Here is a 22,106-nt window from a genome sequence, read left to right as displayed (position 1 = left end):
TAAGGCAATAAAGCGCCTCCGCTATCTCTCGGGGGTGCTTTTTGATATACTAAAATTATGTTTGTAGATACAGCGAAAGTATTAGTGCGAGCTGGCAAGGGTGGTAACGGCGCAGTCAGTTTTCGGCATGAGAAATATGTTGATAAGGGTGGTCCTGATGGTGGCGATGGTGGCCGCGGCGGTGATGTTGTGTTTTTGGCGACCAAAGACCTGAATACACTGCTGAATTTTCGGTACAAACCAGAGCTAAAAGCAGAAAATGGCGGCGATGGCAGTAAGCGCAACAAGCGCGGCAAAAGCGGTTCGCCACTGGTCGTCAAAGTGCCAATGGGCACGTTAGTCAAGCGCGACGGCAAGGTAGTGGCAGATTTGACAGCAGACCAGCAACAAGCAGTGGTCGCTCGTGGTGGTGATGGCGGCTTTGGTAACGCACACTTTACGTCCAGTACGCGCCAAGCACCAAAGATGGCTGAGCTTGGCGAGGCGGGTGAAGAATTTGAGGCTGAGTTGGAGCTAAAATTGCTGGCCGATGTTGGTTTGGTTGGTTTCCCTAATGCTGGTAAATCGACGTTCCTTAGTGTGGTTTCTAATGCTCGCCCGGAAATTGCTAATTATGAATTTACGACGTTGACGCCAAATCTGGGCGTGGCGGATGTGGATGATGGTTCAGTGTTGATTGCTGACATCCCGGGTCTGATTGAAGGCGCTTCGGAAGGTAAGGGTTTGGGCGATCAGTTCCTGCGCCACGTTGAGCGGACAGCCGTGTTGCTTCACATGATTGATGCGTATAGTGACGACCCGGCGGAAAAATACCAGACTATTCGCCGTGAGCTGGAAAAATATTCCGAGGAATTGGCGACGCGCCCAGAGATTATCGCTTTGACGAAATGTGAAGGATTGGATGATGAAATCATTGCCATGCAGTCGACAGCGTTACACAATGTAGCCAATGGTTCGCCAGTGGTGGCGATCTCCTCTCAGACACATGCCGGCGTGACGGAATTGCTACGCCTACTGCGTCGTGAGGTCACGAATTATCGAGTACGGGAAGCTGAGTTGACCGAAGAAGAGGACAGCGATTTGCCGGTTATTGCATTGGATGCACAAGCAGCGTCTGACGCCTGGACGGTAGAACGGGTGGTTGGCGCGGAGCCTGAAAATGCGGACGATGAAGATGCGGTCAGTTTCATTATCCACGGTGTTAAAATTGAAAAGTTTGCTCGTCGTACTAACTTTGATCAATTTGAATCGGTCAATCGCCTGCGCGACATCATGCGAAAAATGGGTATCACTCACGAGCTAATCCGTCAGGGCGCAGTCGGCGAGACCGTGGTGCAGATTGGCGAATCGACGCCGTTTACGTTGGTTGAGTAGTAGGTTTGGGTGTCATCTCGTAGCTTTGCTATACTATAGGTATGGCGCAAACATTTTTCTTCTACGACCTCGAGACGAGTGGATTAAATCCACGGCAAGACCGCATCATGCAGTTTGCTGGGCAGCGGACGGACATGAATCTCGAGCCGATTGGTGAGCCGTATAATCTATTGGTGACGCTGAATGATGATACGTTGCCGAGTCCTGATGCACTAATGGTGACTGGCATCACACCGCAAAAAACGGTTGAAGAAGGTTACACCGAGGCGCAGTTTGCCCGGATGTTGAGCGAGGAGATTTTTACGCCGGACACCATCGCGGTTGGCTTCAATAATATTCGGTTTGACGACGAATTTATTCGTCATTTGTTGTGGCGTAATTTTCATGATCCGTACGAGTGGAGCTGGAAAGGCGGTCGCTCGCGTTGGGATTTGCTGGATGTAGTTCGGCTGACTAGGGCACTGAGGCCGGAGGGAATCGAGTGGCCGCTTGATGACAAGGGTGAGCCAAGCAACCGCCTGGAATTGATCACTAGCGCCAACGGTATTGCGCATGAGAATGCTCACGACGCTCTAGCGGACGTGACAGCGCTGATTGCCGTGACGAAATTGATTAAGCAAAAGCAGCCACAGCTGTATGATTACTTGCTAAAAATGCGTGACAAAAAAGCAGTCCAACAGCTGGTCAACGTGGATGACAAAAAACCGTTTGTTTACGCCAGCGGGCGTTACGACAAAGAGTTCGCCAAAACCACGGTGGCCTTTCCACTGACGACCAGTCGAAACGGCGGTGTGGTCGTCTATGACTTGCGGTATGATCCGATACCGTTTGTTGGGCTGAGTGCGGAGGAATTAACAAAGAAAATCTTTGCGTCGTGGGAGGAGCGGCAGGCTGAGGATTTCGTCAAATTGCCAGTCAAAGAGCTGCAGTACAATCGCTGTCCGGCGGTGGCACCGCTGGGTGTGCTGGAGCAGGGCGATGGCTGGCAGAAAATTTCGCTTAGCACAGAAATTATCCAACAGCATCAAAATATTTTGCTGAATCACCCAGATTTTGCCGAAAAATTGCGCAGTATTTTTGAAAATAAACCAGCCTTCAAAAAGATGCCCGATCCAGAAGCACAACTGTACGATGGCTTTTTGCATGACCGCGATCGTATCCGTGTCGAAGCGGTGCGTAATGCTGATGAGCGCGAGCTGGCTGATTTTCATCCAGAATTCCAGGACGAGCGGCTGGCGTCACTACTGCTGCACTACAAAGCGCGCAACTTTCCGCGCTCGCTCAGCGAAGATGATTTAGTGCAATGGGAAGCATGGCGGGCTCAGCATCTGCAGGCGCAGCTACCGCAGTTTATGGCGTCTCTACAGCGGTTGGCGCCGACAGCGACTGACGAGCAGCAGTTTATCTTGCAGGAATTACAGCTATGGGCGGAGGCGATACTGCCCACTGAGGACTAAGATGCGGTACTTAATTTATGGTGCGGGAACAATCGGTCTGACGTATGCACATTTATTAGCGGTACACCATGATGTGGATGTGCTCGTATTGCCTGAGCGGTATGAAGAGGTGTCGCAAGGCGTGCCACTTGCTATAAAGGATTTGCGTCAGCGTGACAATACGTATCAGTCGACGGTATTTTACCCACAGTGTGTCACATCGCCAGTAGGTTATTACGACGTTATATTAGTAACGGTTAATCGCTGTCAACTTCAATCGGTACTGCCGATACTAGCAAAGTATCAGCCGAAGGCTAGGTGGATTGGATTTATGCAAAATAATTGGAATCTGGCCAGTGAGGTTGATCAATATATATCGCCTGATGATTATTTTATTGCCTTCCCTTCCAGTATTGGCGGTGGGCGAGATAATAATGGCGTGAAGGTTATTATATTTCCAACACCGACGCGGGTTGGTGGTGCAAGGGCGGGAGCAAAGTTATTCATGCAGCACTTAAAAGAAGCTGGGGTAGCGAGCAGCTATGATGCTCGTCTGCTTGATTGGATGAAAGTTCATTATCTCCAGCAATCAGCAACTGCTGGCGCCATAGCTAGTAGTGGCAGTTTTTCGGCATTAACGCATGATCCAGGGGCGATTCGTCAGCTAATTATGGCACTTCGTGACGGTATGTCTCTATGTCGTCACCAAGGTGTTGCGGTGTGGCGAGTTTTCCCTTTCAATGTACTATCAATGATGCCGCTAAGGGTAGCTACTGCAATAATGCGGCATGCACTTCAACAGCCCGATGTAGTCGATATGGTAACGGGTCATATGAAGCACGGATTTAACGAATGGCTAGCTGGGTATGATGAAGTATTGGCTGACGGCAGGCGGTTAGGGGTTTTGATGCCGGCATGGCAGGCATATAATCCGGCTGTTCAGCGCTATAAGACAACTATACACTAAGTTTATAATAACCCTTGCGATAGCTAGTCACGTGGTGTATAGTAAGAGTATGAATGCACAGTACACACTTCTTGGGTTTTTAGCGTAAGGATCAAACTATGGATATGAGTTAAAGAAGAAGTACGATGACTACTTTGGTAAAGATAAGCCAATTCTAGCCGGGTAGGTATATTCAATATTGGCGCGGTCAAAACATGATGGCAAGGTTAAAGAAATTGTCGATACTGGCACCTCAGGTGGTCCAGACAGAGTTCGTTATGCTATCACTAAAAAGGACATTATGAGCTACAAGCATGGTTGGAGACTCCTGAAGCACCATCACCCCAACTACAGGCAACGATGTACATTAAGTCGGTACTCGCCATTCTCAAGGAGGGAGACGCTGCACCATACCTCGATAATCAGCGTACCGCACATATCCAACGCATGCGTGAGCTGACTGTTCAGCGGCGCGATAGTGACTTGTCAAATATGCTATTGATTGATCATGCGTTATTTCATTTGGAGGCAGATTTACGATGGATTGAACTGACTATCTCACGCCTAACAAAGTTAAAGGAGGAATTATTACATGGGCAAGCCAATTATTAGTGCGAGGAATATCAAGAAATCATTTGGACAGGCGCAAGCGCTGCGTGGTGTATCGCTTGATGTTATGGCCGGCGAGGTGCTAGCAATTATGGGGCCAAGTGGCTCGGGCAAATCAACATTATTGCACAGTCTAGCAGCGGTTATCGGTGTTGATAGTGGCGAGATTCATTTTGATGGTCACCGTATTGATGCAATGAATGATGATAAACGTAGTATCTTGCGGCGGACTCGCTTTGGTTTCGTTTTTCAGTTTGGACAGCTCGTGCCAGAATTGACCAGTCTCGATAATGTAGCCCTGCCTCTGCTGCTCAATGGTGCTAAGCGACAGGAGGCTTACAAGCAAGCTGAGCACTGGCTCAAAGCGGTCGGACTCAGCGACAAGGCTGGCAGCATGCTTGGTGAATTATCGGGTGGTCAGATGCAACGTGTAGCGATTGCTCGTGCTATGGTGACCAATCCAACCGTACTGTTTGCCGACGAGCCAACCGGATCGTTGGATAGCCTTAACTCGGAGAAGATTACGGAGTTATTTATTGCAACCGCTAAAGAGCATGGAACAACGGTTATCATGGTGACCCATGAACCGACGATTGCTGCGTATGCAGACCGTGAGATCATTGTTCGTGATGGTCAAATTGCAAGCGCTGGACATGTACAATCAGTGAGCTCTGATGCTCATAGCAGGAGGGTTATATAATGAGCATTAGTTGGATGCTTCTTCGTAAATCTGGTCGCCAATCAATGGCCCGCCTCGTGCTGACATCGGCAGCTATCGCACTTGGTATAGTGTTGGTTTGTTATTTTGTAGCCGGTGTAAACGGTCTACTGAAACGGACCGACCGTGCGATTATTAATACGGCTAAAGAATGCTGCACCGCAGCAGCGACAACGAGACACCACCGTCAAGCCGCTAAAGGCGTCAAACGTACAGCTAGGTAATTTGACGAAATGGCGCGATAAAAAAATTGATGTACTGTCACTCTATGGCGTAGAAGGGTCGGTCCAGCTTGCTCAATTACCAACACCAGCATCTGGTGAATATTATATGTCAAAAGCTCTGGCCGAGAGGGTCGCCCAGCATCCCGAGGATAAGATTATTGATAGATTTGGCAAGCATACAAAGTATCTTGGTACGATCCCTGATGCGTACCTACAAAGTCCAGACGCACTGATGCTTATTCGAGGGGTGAGTACTGAGGAAGTTGCCGCCACGGATAAGGTTGCTCAGTCTCGTGGGCAATCATCATACTTTACCGATATATACTAAACTGATGCAACGGCTGGTCATCGCCAAACAATTAGGTGGCGTACAGCGTGAGAAACGCTATGCAGCCTTGCGGTTGATTGGCGCCACAAAAAAGCAAGTGACACGCGTGATTCTCCTCGAGTCACTCATAGCCTCAATTGTCGGAGTTGTTATCGGTCTCGTAGCGTTTTGGCTGTTTCAAGCACCGCTACAGAATTTTGAGATGGGTGGTGTACGATTCTGGCCGGCCGATTTGCAGCTAACCTGGCTACAGTATCTGTTAATCATTGCATTGACACTGGCGTTAACTATTGGTGTGAGCTGGCGGCGGATGCGGCGAGCACAGATTTCACCGCTTGGCGTAGCCCGGACACAAGAAAAAGTAAAGAAGTTGCGCATTTGGCGAGTACTGCCACTAGCAATAGGTCTTGGTATCTTTGCCTGGGCCTCAACCCCTGCGGGACATCAGTGGCTTCATGAGCAAGCAGATAGTTCATTAGGAGCAATGATGGTGCTCGCAGCGGGAGTGATGCTTGTTATGTTTGGCCTGGTATTGGCCGGTGGTTGGCTGACGAATTGTATCGCACGATGGTGTGCTCGGTGGGCACGCAGCGGTTTGGTGTTGATCGCAAGTAAGCGCATTGCGGTACATTCACGGGCTGTATTTCGCAGCGTCAGTGGCGTCGTCTTGGCACTATCTGCAGGGAGTTTTTATCTAACGGCAGTTAGTGGCATTGAAATGCTGAGCGCATCATCAGTTAATAATAATGGCTACTCACAGCTGAAGGGTAATACCGCGATAATTATCGGTGATTCACTGCCGCAGTCAATGCAGCAAATGCTTAATAGGCAGCAATATATCGTAAATAGTGCAGCAGTATATCCTCTCGAAAAAGGCCACGCTATGCGGTGTAGCGATTTAGCATCATACACTGAGCATACGTGCCCAAGTGGTGCTCGTCCAGATCAATTTGCACTCATTAATTTTGATGCGCCAGTTACGAAGTCGGTGACATTGATGGATACTGTTGAGACAAAGGGTAACGTTAATTATCTCGTAACTCTACAAAATGCAGTTGATGTTGATCAGTTACGAGGCCTAGTTGGCGAGCGGCTACAGTCAGCCAATCCAATGTGGATCGTTAGTGGTACTGATGCTAAACGGCCAGCCATTAATCCAGTCATCAAAAACTTCGCTGATCTTGCCTATGTTGGTATGGGCGTGACACTGTTTGTCGCTGTGGCAAGTTTAATTGTATCGACGATTGGTGGACTCTTGGAGCGACGGAGATCACTGTTTACGTTGCGACTAGGTGGGATGAAACTCAGTCAACTAAAGCGCCTTATCGGCTTTGAGTCATTAGTGCCGTTGGTGAGTGTCTCCCTACTCTCGTGTGCTATCGGTGTGTGGATGGGCTTGGTATTTATTAGTATTCTTCCAACCTCGCTAAAGCCAGTTATCACACCATTATATTGCCTGATTGTTGGCGCTGGATTAGCAATGGCCATTGTCGGTATCTATATCATATTGCCAATGATCAAGAAGCTGACATCACCAGAAGCAAATCAGACTGAGTAAGCGGTGTGGGCTGATATCTTTAATTTGTTGCGACGGCCAATCGTGCTGTAGATTGGTCGTCAACCTTGGGAGCGGCATCGGCTTGCGCTAGATGGCGTTGCGTTATGACGAGCCATGTTGCAACCATAGCCAGACTGACATGCTGTACTGTCGCGTGACGAGAATTTGCTGCTAGACGGAATTGTCGATTGATGCGACGCTGATCAAACTTTCCGAGCATCTCGATGCTGCTCCAAAATGCAGCACTAATCGATTTTGCCCAGATAATACATACCGGCACAATGATCATCCAAAAACCCATCATCACAGCCGCTGGCAGAATGATACCGGTGAACGGAAGTCTGCCGATAACCACGAATGAAAACCACTCCTCGCGGGTCAGGTAAAATAAGGTTGCGACGGCAACGGCAATTCCACAGATGATCACAAACCTCTTCATGTGTTTTACTATAACAGCCGATTATTATATTTGCAATCATAAGCTTAATATGTTTTTATAAATACATTTATAGTGTGGTGCCAGGGGAAATTATCTCGCCCACTGCAACTGGAAAAATGAACGTCTATTCGGTATAATAGACCAGATATGCCAGAGGTAATTCGCGTCAAGGGCGCTCGTGAACATAATCTGAAAAACATTGACGTGGAGATCCCGCGCGATAAATTAGTGGTGATCACTGGTCTCAGTGGCAGTGGTAAGTCGTCGCTAGCGTTTGATACGATTTACGCCGAGGGGCAGCGCCGCTATGTTGAAAGTCTGTCGAGTTATGCGCGGCAATTTTTAGGCATTATGGATAAACCGGATGTTGATAGCATCGAGGGGTTGAGTCCGGCAATCTCAATTGACCAAAAATCAACCAGCCGCAATCCGCGCTCGACTGTGGCAACGGTAACTGAGATTTATGATTATTTGCGCCTCCTATTTGCGCGGATTGGTACACCACATTGTCCGGCTCTTAGGCCAGACGGCACGCGCTGCCATAAACCAGTGTCGCGCCGTACAGCCGAGGCGATCATTCAGGAGATCGCCAAGCAATATGAGGGTAAGCGATTGCTGCTGCTCGCACCAATTGTCAAAAATAAGAAGGGTGAATTTGCGCATATTCCAGAGCAGTATCGGCGGTTAGGTTACGCCCGGGTGCGCGTGGATGGCGTGGTGTATGCGCTGGATGAGTTTCCGCAGTTACAGAAAAGCTACAAGCACAGCGTTGAGTTAGTGGTTGATCGCCTAGTGGTGAACAATGACCTGACTAGCCGGTTGAGCCAGAGCGTCGAGCAGGCACTGGAGCTTGGCCAGGGCGTGGTTGAGGTGTTGGATGCTGATACGGATGAATTAAAGACGTTTTCGCAGCGTTATGCCTGTGTTGATCATCCGGATGAGGAGATTCCAGAGCTTGAGCCGCGTCTATTTAGTTTTAATGCACCGCAAGGGGCCTGTCCGAGCTGTACTGGACTAGGTAGCCGGCTGGAGGTCGATCCTAATTTAGTACTGAATGAGAATCTGACGATTGCCGAGGGTGCGATTCGGCCATACAACCGGATCAATGTCGATAACTTTTACATGCGCAAGATTTCGGCGGTAGCCGAGGCGCATGGTTTCAGTATCCGGACACCGGTCGGGCAGTTGTCTGATGAGGCGCGCCAGAAGGTACTCTACGGTACGGGCGATCAGAAATATCCAGTACAGCTTGGCAATGGGCGGCATTACGATACAACCTATGAAGGAGTGATTCCCAATTTGGAGCGGCGCTGGAAAGAAACCGATAGCGAATTTATGCGTAAGGACATTGAGCGGTTTATGCGCCAGCGGGATTGTTATGTTTGCGGCGGTGCGCGGCTGAAGCCGGTTGTCCTGGCGGTAGCGGTGCAGGGTCTGAATATTATGGATATTTGCGATCTTGGCGTTGATGACGCGCTTGATTTGTTCACTCACAAGTTAACATTAAACGATCAGCAGGCAATGATCGCGCGGCTTATTTTGAAAGAGATTACCGCCCGCCTCGGCTTTATGAGTAATGTCGGGCTGAACTATTTGGAGTTAGGGCGCGCGGCTAATACACTAAGCGGTGGCGAGGCGCAGCGAATTCGGCTGGCGACACAAATTGGTAGCGGCCTGCAGGGTGTGCTGTATGTGCTGGATGAGCCATCAATTGGCCTACATCAGCGCGATAATGATCGGCTGATTGCTACCCTGAAGCGTCTGCGCGACCTCGGTAATACAGTGCTGGTAGTCGAGCATGACGAAGATACCATTCGCCAGAGTGACTTTTTGATTGATATGGGCCCAGGCGCTGGTGTGCATGGCGGCTCGGTGGTGGCACTGGGTTCTCCTGAAGAGGTAGCCAAATGTGCAGATAGCGTGACTGGCCGGTATCTGTCGGGTGCAGAAAAAATTGCCGTACCAAAACATCGCCGCCAGGTTGATGCCGGCCGCCAGCTGATCGTCCGCGGCGCTCGTGAGAATAATTTGAAGCATATCGACGTGGCGTTCCCCTTGGGCCTGATAACAGTGGTGTCAGGTGTCTCAGGTAGCGGTAAGTCGACGTTGGTTAATGATATTGTTGCCAAGGAATTAGCAGCACGGCTCAATCGAGCCAGTGATGTGCCAGGGGCACACGATAAAATTGAGGGTATCAAGCAGCTAGACAAAGCCATCGTCATTGATCAGTCACCAATTGGCCGCACACCGCGCTCCAACCCGGCGACCTACACTGGTATTTTTACGCCAATTCGTGAACTGTTTGCCAGCACCCCTGAGGCTAATGTCCGCGGTTATAAAGCGGGTCGGTTCAGCTTTAATGTTAAGGGCGGCCGCTGCGAAAATTGCCAAGGCGACGGTATGATCAAGATTGAAATGCATTTCTTGCCGGATGTCTACGTCCAGTGCGACGAATGCCATGGCCAGCGCTATAACCGTGAGGCGTTGGAAATTAAGTATAAAAATAAGACGATTGCTGACGTGCTGAACATGACAGTTGAGCAGGCAGCCGATTTCTTTGATAGCGTACCAAATATCGCTCGGAAACTACAAACGCTGGTGGAAGTTGGCCTTGGTTATATCAAGCTCGGTCAGCCGGCAACCACCTTTTCGGGCGGCGAGGCGCAGCGGATTAAACTGGCGACGGAACTGTCCAGGCGCTCGACGGGCAAGACGATGTACATTCTGGACGAGCCGACAACTGGGCTACATTCTGCCGACGTCAAGCGGCTGCTGGGGATTTTGCAACAACTGGTTGACGGTGGTAATAGCATGATTATTATTGAGCACAATTTGGATGTCATCAAATCGGCTGACTGGATTATCGATATGGGGCCTGAGGGTGGCCTCGGCGGCGGTACGGTGGTGGCAAGCGGCACGCCAGAAGAAGTCGCCAACGTGCCAGAATCATTTACTGGTATGTATCTGAAAAGTTTGCTCTAGTTGGACGTATAGCTACTAACGAGCAGGCTTCATCATGAAGGCTTATTGCTTTTTGCGGCGAGTCTCGCCGAGCAGGACTGATACTTGTTGGCGTAGCGCCGCGCGAGTGTGCTCCTGCTTGAGGGCATGAATGATCATTGGCAGCACTGACAAGAAGATGATAATTAGTGCGGCGACTTCTATATTAACACCAGCGTCGGTAAGCGCCTTGCCAGCAAAGAATCCGAGGTAGGTGAAAAGTGTGGCCCAAATAACGCCACCGATAATATTAAAAATAATAAAAGTTCGATAGTGCATCTTGCTAGCGCCGGCCACGATTGGCGCAAACGTACGCACAATCGGTACAAACCGCGCCAGCACCACAGTAAGTGAACCATGCTTTTCGTAAAACTTTTCGGCTTGCACGAGATATTTCTTCTTAAAGAAGCGAGAGTTTTTGCGTTCAAATAATTTACGGCCAACTTTATGTCCAAATGCGTAACCGACGCTATCGCCAAGGATAGCCATTAGCGAGAGTAACAGCGCAAAGAAGTGGATGTCAATTGGTAGAATATGCTGCTGCACCATATAGCCAGCCGTGAACAGCAGACTGTCACCCGGAAAGATGAAACCAAAGAGTAGGCCCGATTCGGCGAAGACAACCAGCAAAATCGCGACAACACCAAAATGAACAATAAAATCAATAAACGCGTGCATCATATCATTATGCATTATAGCATACTATCTAGAGACTGTGCTGGTTAGGCGTCAATAAAGCCGCCAGATTGATGCTGCCACAGTTTTGCGTAGTGGCCGCCATGCTTAATGAGCTGCTCATGTGAGCCATCCTCGACTATCTTGCCATTATGCATCACGATGATTCGATCAAGCTTGGCGATTGTTGAAAGTCGATGAGCGATGACGATTGAGGTACGGTTTTTCATCAGTGCCTTGAGTGATTTTTGGATCAGAACTTCTGATTCAGAATCAAGCGCCGAGGTCGCCTCGTCGAGGACCAAGATTGGCGCATCTTTCACGATGGCCCGAGCGATAGCGATGCGCTGGCGCTGTCCGCCCGATAACTTTACGCCGCGCTCACCGACTAGTGTGTCAAAGCCATCCTGCAACTGAGTAATAAAATCATAGGCCCCCGCCTTTTTGGCTGCTTGTTCAATCTCGGCATCAGTAGCGTCGGCCTTGCCATAGGCAATGTTCTCACGCACCGAACGGTGAAACAGCAGTGGCTCCTGTGGCACGTAAGCGATCTGCGAACGGAGGCTGGCCTGTGTGACCTCGGCAATGTCCTGCTCGTCAATCATGATTGTGCCCGAGTCGATGTCGGCAAATCTCAGCAGCAATTTCGTCAGAGTCGTCTTGCCCGAACCACTAGAACCAACCAACCCGACCTTTTCGCCCGGCGTAATATGCAGTGAAAAATTGTGGAACAACGTTGCGCCTTTACCCTCGTCATGCGTAAAGGTCACGGCATCAAAATCAATGACACCGCGATCAACATGAAGCTTTTTATCACTTCTATCAACAAGTGATGTTGGTGTGTGTAATATCTCGACCATCTCATGGGCGTCACCAATAATACGGTTATAATTGCGCATAATGCTATTCATATTCCACAGCTCACGAGCGACACTGCCAGTGTAGGTGATGATTAAGTACACCGCTGCAACCGAAACGATATTATGCTGTGCTGCATAAATAGCGAACACGATAGCGCCGATTCGGATGCTGGTATTTATTGTTGAGTAAACACTGCTGACAGTGAGGAATCCTCGCATGGTGGCCAGGCTAGCCTTGCGCCATGCACGATTCGTTTTATCAAATCGCTGCTGCTCGATTTTTTCAGCGCTGGATGACTTGACAGCAAGCACATTTGACACCATGTCAGCAAGGTTGCCGCTTACTTTGTTGCTGGCCTCCGCCTCATGTCTACTTAATTTGGCCATCGGGCGCGATCCAAAGAAGACGGCTACGCCAAAGATGATTGAGAACATGAATAGAAAGAGTGCGTACTGCCAGAGTAACATTGACAGGATAACAATTGATCCGGTGAGTGAGATGACCAGCGGCAGTACTGCCCATACTAGCTCATCCCAAAATCGTTCAACACAGCTACTGAGCTTGCTGTTTTGGCTGACAAGCGAGCCACCAAATTTGTTGGAGTGGAAAAACATGGTCTCACCAGATAGCTTGGCGAATACCTTGTTTGCGATGTCGCGCTGCATAATGGTTTCTAGCGTCCACATCAAATATAGTACTATCCGCCACCCAATAATCTCTGACCATAGTTGACTGAGGCCATAGAGAATCACAAGCGTCCACACAGAGCCGGTCTGTAGCTGACCATGTTGAATCATATCCAGGAGCTGTGCGATAATCAGTGGCCCGACAATCGTACCTACCGCTAAGGTTAAGGTAGCTGTAATGAGCGCTAGATTGCGTCGCCATTTGTACGGACGTGACGCTCGCCATAGTAATTGTAATGTTGTTTTTGCGTGTTGTTGTCGCAAGGTAAAACTCCTTAGATTTATATTTTGATATAAAGATAGGTCATCCACGACCCGCTATGGTGGGATCGGGTGGCCAAGACTCACGATAATAATGCAAACTTCATTGTATAACAGAGGTGGGTCGGCTGTCAACTGATGGGAGAATTGTCAGAGTTACTATTTATTACCCGATAAATATGGTATAATAAAAACATGGAACGCGAAATTAAAAAAATCTTTACCGAAGATGGCCGTAAAATACTAACGCAAGAAGCGATACCGGTCAAACATGAGGACATAGGGAGCGATCATGTGCAGCAGACCATAACAGATATGCTTGATACGCTGCGTTCACAGGGTCCCGAGGGCGTAGGTATCGCTGCCAATCAAATTGGGAGCAATCTCGCGATCTTTGTTATCGATGTGCGGCCGCCCGAGGATGCTGAAGCCGAGCCATTTCGGCTCGTGGCAATTAACCCCAAGATCGTTAAATATAGCGGCAAACCTGTGGAGAGCTCAAACCCAGAGGGCTGCCTGAGCGGAGTGACGGGTGATCCCAAAACGACACCAATGGGCTTTACCACGCGTTACCCTAAGGTGACGTTGCGATGGACAGACGAGCGGGGCGAGACGCATGAACAGGACTTTGTTGGTATGTTTGCTTGGGTTATCCAGCACGAGATAGATCATCTGAAGGGTATCTTTTTTACAGACAGGATAGAACGTGGGCCGCGGACAGAGGAGGCCGCCCTGGCTGAGTTTGCGATCCGCAGCGCGTCGGCTGACAGTACTCAGGAATGATGTAGCTATTGAGATTATCTAATCTCTGATTTTATGAGAGGAGTGTGACGCCTCTACACTAGGGAAGTCGACTTCCCTAGTTTTTCTAACCTGATCGCGCTACACTAGAGCCAAAAGGAGGCGATATGAGTTTTGAAGCAAAGATCCATGAGGCACAAACGAAAATTTTGCGGGAATTGTTATTTTTGCCAGCGGCTAATTTCGCAACACTACAAAAAGCGAGCGGCCTGGAAAGCGATCATATCAAATTTCATATCAAACGGCTCGTTGAGCTAGGTTATGTGCAGAAAGTCGACGGCGGGTACTGTCTCTCGGTCAAGGGCAAGGAGTACGCGAATAAGCTTGATACTGATGCCGGTGTTATTGAGCGGCAGCCAAAGGTGGCGGTTATGCTCGTTATCGAGCGTGAGCGTAATGGAGAAAAACAGTATTTATTGCAGCAGCGGCTCAAGCACCCCTACTATGGGTTTTGGGGTGCGCCTACTGGCAAAGTGCGGTGGGCCGAGTCAATCGTCGATGCGGCCTCGCGTGAATTGATTGAGGAGACGGGTTTACGGGGTGAGTTTGTTCATCGCGGGGTGTACCATGAACGTGTGCGCCATGCGCAAACAGGTGAAATTATCGAAGACAAGATCTTTCACCTGATGTTTTGCAAGGTATTTTCGGGTAAATTGGTCGTACAGTTTGAGGGCGGCAGAAATGCCTGGCGTACACTCGACGAGATGCGTGATGAGCCAAAAAAGTACAAGAGTTTTTTGCGAGAAATCACGGCGTGTATCAACGGGTGCGGCGAGTTGACTGAAATAATATATGAATATGGTAGTGCGGAGTTCTAGGCCGCGGGCAGCACGTGCGGTATTGTGTGGGTCGTACAGGCGCGATATTGACGGGTTGCAGCGAGCTTATGATGAGCTAGCCGTAACTGGCTGTCAGGTATTGTCACCGCGACGAGTGGACTTTAGGGACGGTGAATTTGTTGTTGATGCTGCAGAAGTTGGCCTGTCGCCTCGAGAGATAGAAAACTGGCATTTACGGGCTATTGAGCAGTCTGACTTTATCTTACTGCATGCCCCCAAAGGCTATGTTGGCATAAGTGCTGCGATGGAGATCGGTTATGCTCTCGCATTAAAGAAACCGATCTTTTCACGAACAGCACCGGTTGATATCATGCTGCGCGAACTAGTTTACGTTGTTCCGAGCGTGTATGATGCATTATGCACCTTGGGATTTCGTAGCTAATAAATAGATTTACGTCCATAACTTGCATGGGGGTGTATAATAAAGTCTATGAACAAATCAATGACGATAGTAAGACGGGAAGTTTGCCGACTGCTTGGCGGCGATACGTCAGGCCATAGCGACGATCACGTTGAGCGTGTAGCACGACTAGCGGAGCGATTCGCGAATGAGCATAAAGAAGCGGTTGTGATGGACGAAGTGCTACTGACGGCATGGCTGCACGATGTTGATGATTATAAAATAGTTGGCAAAAAGCAAGCGGATGAACTCAATAATGCCACGTCAATTATGGTAAAAGCTGGTGTTGCGGCTGATTTGCAGGATGCGGTGCGTCATAATATTGCTCGGATTGGCTATAGCCGTTATCTACATGGTGTGCGGCCAGAGCGTCTAGCTGGTCAGCTGGTGTCTGACGCTGATATGTGTGATGCGATTGGGGCGTGCGGTATTGAGCGGGCGCTTATTTATGCGGTGAATCACGATAGCTGCCCAATATTTGATCCAACTGTTTGGCCTGATGTGAACATTGATGCGCATCGATATAACGCCAATGGTGGCACGCATGATGGCGATAGCTTTATTAATTATTTCTTTGAGAAGTTGTTGAAGCTACCAAAGATTATGATGACCGACCCGGGCCGAGACGAAGCGTTAATTCGTCAGCAAACTATGGTTACTTTTCTTCGTGCCTATTTTCGAGAAAAGAATGTACCGGAGTGGAGCAATTTCCTGGAGGAATATCTTATCTCGCTGGATGAGTAGAGGTATATTGTTCTTCCCAGGTCGTTATAGCCTGCCAAGTTGTTTCGTTGATTACACTGCATAGCTCAGCTACCGTGGCGATATCCGATGAAAACTCACTGTCTGCTTGTTCGGCTGATGCTGCATGTAATTCGTCAGCCAGTTTGTCGAATAGCAGCATACGTTGTTGGACATAGGTGACCAGTGGCTTGATAGTAAAGGCGATATGCTGCCGCCGTGAACTGTCTGTCCGGTAGGAGATCATATCAAGTGTCTCTAGGTAGCGTAGTCCACCGGTGATAGCTGCTTTGCTAAAGCCAGTTTGCTCATGCAGGCTTGTGTGGCTATGGTGGTACGGTGGGGCGATAAGGAGGCAATGGATGATTGTCGCTGAGGCTGGTGGGATGCCGAGCGAGGTCAAGGTAGCTATGATATTTTTCGAGTTTACATCCATATGAACAATATATCATATAATATTAATGAAGGGTAGCCTATAGCGTGAATAGTATAATAATAATTGTGATATACTGACGTAATGACTAGGCCGTTGCTATATGATGAAATCAATCAAGATAGTATGAATGCCTCGTTTCACTATCGTGGTTGGCCGCCAGTCTATACCGCTTCGCCCCGCTCACGTATCGTGCTGGTTGGTCAGGCACCGGGACGAATAGCGCAGGAAACACGCACGCCATGGAATGATGCCAGTGGTCGCACGTTGCGTCAGTGGCTGGGGGTTACCGATGAACAATTTTATGATCCTGATTTGTTTGCTCTAATGCCAATGGATTTTTATTATCCAGGTAAGTCCACGCACGGCGATTTACCACCGCGACCGGAGTTTGCCAAAAAGTGGCATCCACGACTACTAGCGCGGATGCCAGATGTGAGACTGACGATTTTAGTTGGTGCTCATGCTCAGAAATACTATCTCAATAAGCAGGCGAAGCGCAACCTGACCGAAACAGTTGCGCATTATGCGGAGTATCTGCCTCATTATTTTCCGCTTGTCCATCCATCACCGCTTAACTTCCGCTGGCGGGCGCGCAATCCATGGTTCGAAATGAACGTCATTCCGATTCTGTCTAAGATGGTCAAAGAATTAGCACAGTAGTCAAGATCATGGTAGGGTATTCATACTAACATAGCTTCGCGGTCAATCTTTTTGTAGCACGAGGCCACTTCGTGTCGGTATGTATACACGTATAATATGCTCGTTGCCATGTGGCGTCGTAAAGTAGCGGCCGTTAGGATTAACCCGGCCCTGCCCGCCAAATTGCTTGTCGTCGCTGTCCAAAATTACACTGTATGACCCAGCCGCCGCTGGTATGCCGTAATCCGTCCGCGACTGGCTGGGCGAAAAGTTCATAATAAACAGCAGATCGCCGCGTATGAAACTAACCACATGGTCGTGTTGGTGAACGGTGAGGCAGTGAATGCCCGAGTCGTCAACGGTTTTAATGAGCTTCATCAGGCTCGCGTCAAATTCGCCCAGCCATTGGTATTTGAGAAAACCATTGTCGCGTAAACTCCATTGTCTGCGAGCATGCTTGAACGACCAATGATTACCCTGGCGCGGAAAGTCGATCCACTCGGGATGTCCAAATTCATTGCCCATGAAATTAAGGTAGCCGCCGCCGTGCAGTCCGGCGGTCAGCAGTCGAATTAGTTTATGTAGTGCCACGCCGCGCTCCACCGTCAGGTTGGGGTCAGCTTTATCCATATGCCAATACATTTCTTTATCGACCAGCCGAAAAATCAGTGTCTTGTCGCCAACCAAGGCCTGGTCGTGACTTTCGGCGTACGTGATGACTTTTTCCTCTGGGCGGTGCGAACTCAGCGTATGCACCAGCTCGCCCAAATCCCAATCTTCATCGCGCTTTTCTTTCAATGTCTTGATCCAGAGGTCGGGCGCACCCATCGCCAATCGATAATCAAAGCCTAGGCCGCCGTGTTCTGTCGGTGCCGCCAAGCCCGGTAGTCCGCTCATTTCCTCAGCAATGGTCGTGGCATCGGGGCGAACGGCGTGAATGATGTCATTGGCCAGTCTGAGATAGACCAAGGCGTCCTTATCGACATCATCAGTAAAATAATCATCATAGCTGGTGAAACTTTTGCCTAGACCGTGGTCGTGATATAGCATGCTGGTCACGCCATCAAACCGAAAACCGTCAACGTGGTATTCATCCAACCACCAGCGGCAATTGCTGGCCAAAAAGTGCAGTACTTCCGGCTTACCATAATCAAACAGCCGCGAATCCCACGCTGGATGGTCGAGAGCTTTGAAATACTGCGTTAGGCTGCCCACGAAATTGCCGAGGCCCTCGACTTCATTTTTAGCGGCATGAGCATGGACGATATCAATGATGACGCGCAGCCCCAGTCCGTGTGCTATGTCAACTAATCGCTTGAAATCATCCGGTGTGCCAAACCGTGATGACACCGCGAAAAAGTTGCTGACGTGATAGCCGAAACTGCCATAGTACGGGTGCTCGGCGATGGCCATCAGTTGGATGGTGTTGTAGCCGGCTTGTTTGATGCGCGGTAGGACGCCCGCGGTAAATTCATTGAAAGTGGCGACCTTTTCCTCCTCGCTGCTCATACCAACATGGGCCTCATAGATTAGTGGTACGTTTGGTGCAGGCGGAACGTCATGCTGCCACCGATATGGCTCATCAGGCTGCCAAATTACAGCCGAAAAGTCCACCGAATCATCATCTTGAACAACATAGGTGGCGTATGATGGTAGACGCCATCCGTCGCCATTTGGCCAATAGACGCGTAGTTTATAGCTCTGGCCGTGGTGCAGCGCGTCTTTCGGCAAATCAACACTCCATTCGCCATGTGCACCGCGCTGTAAACTAAATTCCTCACGCTCCTGCCAATCGGAAAATTCGCCAACCATCACTATGCGCGTAGCATTCGGTGCCCATTCGCGAAACGTCCAGCCTGCCGCCGTCTGATGTAAGCCAAAATGATGAAACCCCAGCACAAACTCCGCTGGCGATTTACCGTCCAGAACTTTCTCGAGCGTCGACGAAACATACGCCTCACGTGACTTGATGATAGGTCCATGCGGCGCCAGCCACGGATCAAGGTCAACCAGCGTTTTCTTGCTCATGCTTCTAGTGTAGCGGAAAAAACTGATATAATCTATCAAATGAAACCGTTTTCTTTTGAGATCACTTCTAGGCTTGACGACACGCTGGCGCGCACTGGCATTATTCACACGCCGCACGGGGATATCACAACACCGGCGTTTATCGTGGTTGGAACTAAGGCTAATGTCAAGGCGATGGTGCCAGAAATGGTGGCGGATGTCAGCGCGCAGGCAGTGCTGGCAAATGCCTATCATCTATATTTGCAGCCGGGTCATGAACTTATCGAGAAGGCTGGCTATTTGGGCAAGTTTATGCACTGGGATGGGCCGACGTTCACTGATAGCGGCGGCTTTCAGGTGCTGAGTCTGGGCTCGGGCTTTAAGAAAGTATTGGCGATGAGTACGGATGTTGATGAGGAAATCGCCATCGCTAAAAAATCGTCGCGCCACGCTTGGGTGGACGAAAACGGCGTAATGTTCAAATCGCATCTGGACGGCTCGTACCATAAATTTACGCCAGAATTATCTATGCAAATCCAAGCCGGGATCGGTGCGGATATTACTTTCGCCTTTGATGAACTGACCTCGCTGATTGATCCGTATGACTATCAAGTCGAGGCCTTGGCGCGAACGCATGCCTGGGCGGAGCGGAGTTTAGCGGAGGTTAAGCGCCTGCGTGCAGCCCGTCCCGACAAGCCATATCAAGCATTGTTTGGCGTGCTGCAGGGTGCGAATTATGAAGATTTACGCAAGCAAACGGCTGCGTTTTTAGGTGCGATGGATTTTGACGGCTATGGTATCGGCGGTGCGCTGGAAAAGGAAACTATGACCCAGACGATTCAGTGGGTCAATCAAATCTTGCCCGAGAACAAGCCGCGGCATTTACTCGGCATTTCTGAGCCGGACGACATCTTTGCGGCAATTGAGCAGGGAATCGACACCTTTGACTGTGTCAGCCCAACGCGCGTGGCCAGAAACGGTGCCGCCTATACGCCATTTGGCCGGGCTAATGTCCGCGGGAGAAAATACCGCGAAATGTTTGAGCCAATTATGGAAGATTGCGACTGCTATACTTGCCGCCACTACACCGCCGCCTATCTCTGTCATCTGCTACACGCCCGCGAATCTCTGGCTGGCACGCTATTATCAATCCATAACGAGCGATTTATCGTTAAACTGGTTGATGATATCCGCGCCAGCCTAGAGGATGGGACATTTTACGAGTTTCGTGAAGAGTTTTTGGCGACGTACTATCGCCGCTAATGCGAGAGCATTATTCGACCGTCACGCTCTTGGCCAGATTGCGTGGCTGATCGACGTCATGATCGCGCTTGACGGCCACGTGATAGGCTAGGAGTTGCGACACGACATTGAACAGAAGTGGCGTGAGGTGCGATAGCTTTGTCGAGATGCGGATCACCGTTTCGCCCGGCACCTTTTTCGTCGTGTCGGTGATGACAATGGCGTGAGCACCGCGAGTATTCATCTCGATCAAGTTGCTCTGGGATTTTTCGTATAACCAATTGTCTTGGATATAGCAGACTTCAAAGAAATGGTCATCAATCAGGGCGATCGGACCGTGTTTCAGCTCACCGGCGGCATACGCTTCGGCGTGAATGTAACTTACTTCTTTAAGTTTCAGTGCACCCTCCATGGCAATCGGATACAGCGTATCGCGGCCGATGTAGAGTGCGTGATTGTAATCAGCATATGCCCTAGCGATGGAAGGTATCTCGGCACCTTGTTTATCAAGGACTTTTTGGATCTCACTTGGTAGTATCGCTAATTCTTGCACAAATTCATCAATAAATTGTGGGTTGGTACCCTTGGCATTGGCGAGCATAATACCAAAGATCGTCAGAGCAGCAACCTGTGAGGTAAAGGCCTTGGTACTGGCGACGCTAATCTCGGCACCGACGTGCAAGTACACGCCGCCATCAACTGCTCGGGCGATCGTACTGCCGACGGCGTTGACGACGCCGAGGCATTTAACACCACGTCGCTTCAATTCATTCAAGCAGGCCAGGGTATCAGCCGTTTCACCGCTCTGGCTAACGATTATAGCGACCGAGTGTTCGGGCACGTTGAATGCGCGGTAGCGTAGCTCGCTGGCGATCTCGACGCTGATAGTCACATCATCGGTCAGTTGCTCAATAAAGTAGCTGGCCTGCACACCAGCAAAGTAGGCAGTGCCGCAGCCAACGATGATGATGTGCTTGACGTGGCGCAGTTCATCATCGCTCATGTTGAGACCGCCCAGGCGCGCATATTTTTGGTCGGGTAGTACGCGACCGGCCAGGGTGGACGTGAGACTGGTTGGCTGTTCGTAAATTTCTTTGGCGAGGAAATGGTCAAAGCCCTGCTTCTGAATCGCTTGCATATCCATGTCGAGCATTTCGATCTTGACGTCAAGCTTTCGTGATTCGATTGTCTGTAACTCTAGCCCGCTACGAGTACAGCGGCCGATTTCACCATCGTGCAAATACACCACTTGATTGGTGTAGCCAACCAGCGCTGAAGCGTCACTGGCGATATATGTTTCGCCGTCTCCGACGCCAATGATCAACGGGCTACCTTGGCGAGCCACGATAATTTCTTCGGGGTTCGTGGTGTCAAGTACCGCAATGCCATACGCACCAACTACCATCTTCAATGCGCCGGTGACTGCTGTCAGTAAATCCGGTGAGTCACGCCGCAGATAGTCAATCAAGGCCGCCAATACCTCGCTATCGGTATCGCTCTTAAACTCGTACTCATGACCGGAAAGCATCGTTTTAAGGTCTTGGTAGTTCTCAATGATGCCGTTATGTACCAGATAAATCTCACCAACGTGGTGTGGATGGGCGTTGCGCTTACTTGGTTCACCATGTGTTGCCCAGCGGGTGTGTCCGATGCCGACCGTATCGCTCGTCTTATGTTGTCCGACGAGCTCTTCCAGTGCCGCCACCTTGCCTTTGGTGCGCAGCAGGGTTGGTGTGGCGGAGTCCGATAGGGTGACAATTCCGGCACTGTCATAGCCGCGGTACTCAAGCCGCTTAAGCTCAGCAACGAGGATATTCTGCGCCTCGCGTTCACCGATATAGCCAACAATTCCACACATAGATTATTTCTCCTTTAGCATTAACTGA

At 49.7% G+C, this 22,106-nt stretch carries 19 protein-coding genes and 1 pseudogene; 14 read left to right on the top strand and 6 right to left on the bottom strand.

Annotated features, from left to right (window positions below; translation table 11 throughout):
* Window positions 1-57 precede the first annotated feature (57 nt).
* The 7 genes and pseudogenes from obgE (at window position 58) to GWK76_03385 (ending at window position 7,193) form a co-directional block, all read left to right on the top strand.
* A complete protein-coding gene (gene obgE / locus GWK76_03415; GenBank protein QHU92342.1) occupies window positions 58-1,374 on the top strand; it encodes a GTPase ObgE in 1,317 nt (438 codons plus the stop codon).
* Between the two features lie 41 nt (window positions 1,375-1,415).
* Window positions 1,416-2,831, top strand: a complete 1,416-nt coding sequence (sbcB, locus tag GWK76_03410; GenBank protein QHU92341.1) for an exodeoxyribonuclease I — start codon at window positions 1,416-1,418, stop codon at window positions 2,829-2,831.
* A gap of 1 nt (window position 2,832) precedes the next feature.
* Window positions 2,833-3,777 (top strand): ketopantoate reductase, encoded by a 945-nt coding sequence (locus tag GWK76_03405; protein QHU92340.1) that lies wholly within the window; start codon window positions 2,833-2,835, stop codon window positions 3,775-3,777.
* A 49-nt stretch (window positions 3,778-3,826) separates the two neighbouring features.
* Window positions 3,827-4,368, top strand: a pseudogene (locus GWK76_03400) (PadR family transcriptional regulator).
* Entirely contained in the window at window positions 4,349-5,065 is a 717-nt protein-coding gene (locus GWK76_03395; GenBank protein ID QHU92339.1) for an ATP-binding cassette domain-containing protein, read from the top strand. Before GWK76_03400 ends, GWK76_03395 begins: the two are co-directional and overlap by 20 nt.
* Before the next feature lie 144 nt (window positions 5,066-5,209).
* On the top strand, window positions 5,210-5,635 hold the full coding sequence (locus GWK76_03390; GenBank protein ID QHU92338.1) for a hypothetical protein: 426 nt from the start codon (window positions 5,210-5,212) through the stop codon (window positions 5,633-5,635).
* Between the two features lie 4 nt (window positions 5,636-5,639).
* Complete coding sequence (locus GWK76_03385) at window positions 5,640-7,193, top strand: FtsX-like permease family protein (GenBank protein QHU92337.1); 1,554 nt, start codon at window positions 5,640-5,642, stop codon at window positions 7,191-7,193.
* A gap of 19 nt (window positions 7,194-7,212) precedes the next feature.
* Here the strand turns inward: GWK76_03385 and GWK76_03380 are convergent, their stop codons facing one another.
* Window positions 7,213-7,632 (bottom strand): hypothetical protein, encoded by a 420-nt coding sequence (locus tag GWK76_03380; GenBank protein QHU92336.1) that lies wholly within the window; start codon window positions 7,630-7,632, stop codon window positions 7,213-7,215.
* 147 nt (window positions 7,633-7,779) lie between these two features.
* On the opposite strand from GWK76_03380, the gene uvrA reads away from it, so the two are divergent.
* The gene (gene uvrA, locus GWK76_03375) at window positions 7,780-10,614 is read left to right on the top strand and encodes an excinuclease ABC subunit UvrA (protein ID QHU92335.1); all 2,835 of its coding nucleotides are present in this window, start codon (window positions 7,780-7,782) and stop codon (window positions 10,612-10,614) included.
* A gap of 42 nt (window positions 10,615-10,656) precedes the next feature.
* Here uvrA and GWK76_03370 read toward each other — a convergent pair whose 3' ends face one another.
* Window positions 10,657-11,310 carry a DedA family protein gene (locus tag GWK76_03370; GenBank protein QHU92569.1) on the bottom strand — a complete coding sequence of 218 codons (654 nt, stop codon included), beginning with the start codon at window positions 11,308-11,310 and terminating at the stop codon, window positions 10,657-10,659.
* Window positions 11,311-11,354: 44 nt separating this feature from the next.
* The gene (locus GWK76_03365) at window positions 11,355-13,118 is read right to left on the bottom strand and encodes an ATP-binding cassette domain-containing protein (GenBank protein ID QHU92334.1); all 1,764 of its coding nucleotides are present in this window, start codon (window positions 13,116-13,118) and stop codon (window positions 11,355-11,357) included.
* Window positions 13,119-13,310: 192 nt separating this feature from the next.
* On the opposite strand from GWK76_03365, the gene def reads away from it, so the two are divergent.
* The 4 genes from def to GWK76_03345 all read left to right on the top strand — a co-directional run bounded on the left by def (window position 13,311) and on the right by GWK76_03345 (window position 15,899).
* Window positions 13,311-13,898: a peptide deformylase gene (gene def, locus GWK76_03360; GenBank protein ID QHU92333.1), complete on the top strand. Its 588-nt coding sequence runs from the start codon at window positions 13,311-13,313 to the stop codon at window positions 13,896-13,898.
* A gap of 125 nt (window positions 13,899-14,023) precedes the next feature.
* Window positions 14,024-14,734, top strand: coding sequence for an NUDIX domain-containing protein (locus GWK76_03355; protein QHU92332.1), 711 nt, complete (start codon window positions 14,024-14,026; stop codon window positions 14,732-14,734).
* Window positions 14,721-15,137: a hypothetical protein gene (locus tag GWK76_03350; GenBank protein ID QHU92331.1), complete on the top strand. Its 417-nt coding sequence runs from the start codon at window positions 14,721-14,723 to the stop codon at window positions 15,135-15,137. The genes GWK76_03355 and GWK76_03350 overlap by 14 nt, the downstream gene beginning before the upstream one ends.
* A 60-nt stretch (window positions 15,138-15,197) precedes the next feature.
* A complete protein-coding gene (locus GWK76_03345; protein ID QHU92330.1) occupies window positions 15,198-15,899 on the top strand; it encodes a hypothetical protein in 702 nt (233 codons plus the stop codon).
* Here the strand turns inward: GWK76_03345 and GWK76_03340 are convergent.
* Window positions 15,880-16,332 carry a hypothetical protein gene (locus tag GWK76_03340; protein ID QHU92329.1) on the bottom strand — a complete coding sequence of 151 codons (453 nt, stop codon included), beginning with the start codon at window positions 16,330-16,332 and terminating at the stop codon, window positions 15,880-15,882. The genes GWK76_03345 and GWK76_03340 overlap by 20 nt on opposite strands.
* Window positions 16,333-16,413: 81 nt before the next feature.
* On the opposite strand from GWK76_03340, the gene GWK76_03335 reads away from it, so the two are divergent.
* Window positions 16,414-16,992 (top strand): uracil-DNA glycosylase family protein, encoded by a 579-nt coding sequence (locus tag GWK76_03335; protein QHU92328.1) that lies wholly within the window; start codon window positions 16,414-16,416, stop codon window positions 16,990-16,992.
* Between the two features lie 42 nt (window positions 16,993-17,034).
* On the opposite strand, the gene GWK76_03330 is transcribed toward GWK76_03335, so the two are convergent.
* Window positions 17,035-18,999: a 1,4-alpha-glucan-branching enzyme gene (locus GWK76_03330; GenBank protein ID QHU92327.1), complete on the bottom strand. Its 1,965-nt coding sequence runs from the start codon at window positions 18,997-18,999 to the stop codon at window positions 17,035-17,037.
* A gap of 39 nt (window positions 19,000-19,038) precedes the next feature.
* Here GWK76_03330 and tgt point away from each other — a divergent pair, with 39 nt between their 5' ends.
* The gene (gene tgt / locus GWK76_03325; GenBank protein ID QHU92326.1) at window positions 19,039-20,241 is read left to right on the top strand and encodes a tRNA guanosine(34) transglycosylase Tgt; all 1,203 of its coding nucleotides are present in this window, start codon (window positions 19,039-19,041) and stop codon (window positions 20,239-20,241) included.
* A gap of 10 nt (window positions 20,242-20,251) precedes the next feature.
* On the opposite strand, the gene glmS is transcribed toward tgt, so the two are convergent.
* Window positions 20,252-22,078, bottom strand: coding sequence for a glutamine--fructose-6-phosphate transaminase (isomerizing) (gene glmS / locus GWK76_03320; GenBank protein ID QHU92325.1), 1,827 nt, complete (start codon window positions 22,076-22,078; stop codon window positions 20,252-20,254).
* Window positions 22,079-22,106: the final 28 nt, after the last annotated feature.

Source organism: Candidatus Saccharibacteria bacterium oral taxon 488 (genome assembly GCA_010202465.1).
Lineage (GTDB): Bacteria > Patescibacteriota > Saccharimonadia > Saccharimonadales > Saccharimonadaceae > Nanosynbacter.
The sequence above is the reverse complement of the archived record's forward strand: the minus strand, read 5'-3'. Positions and strand labels throughout refer to the sequence as shown.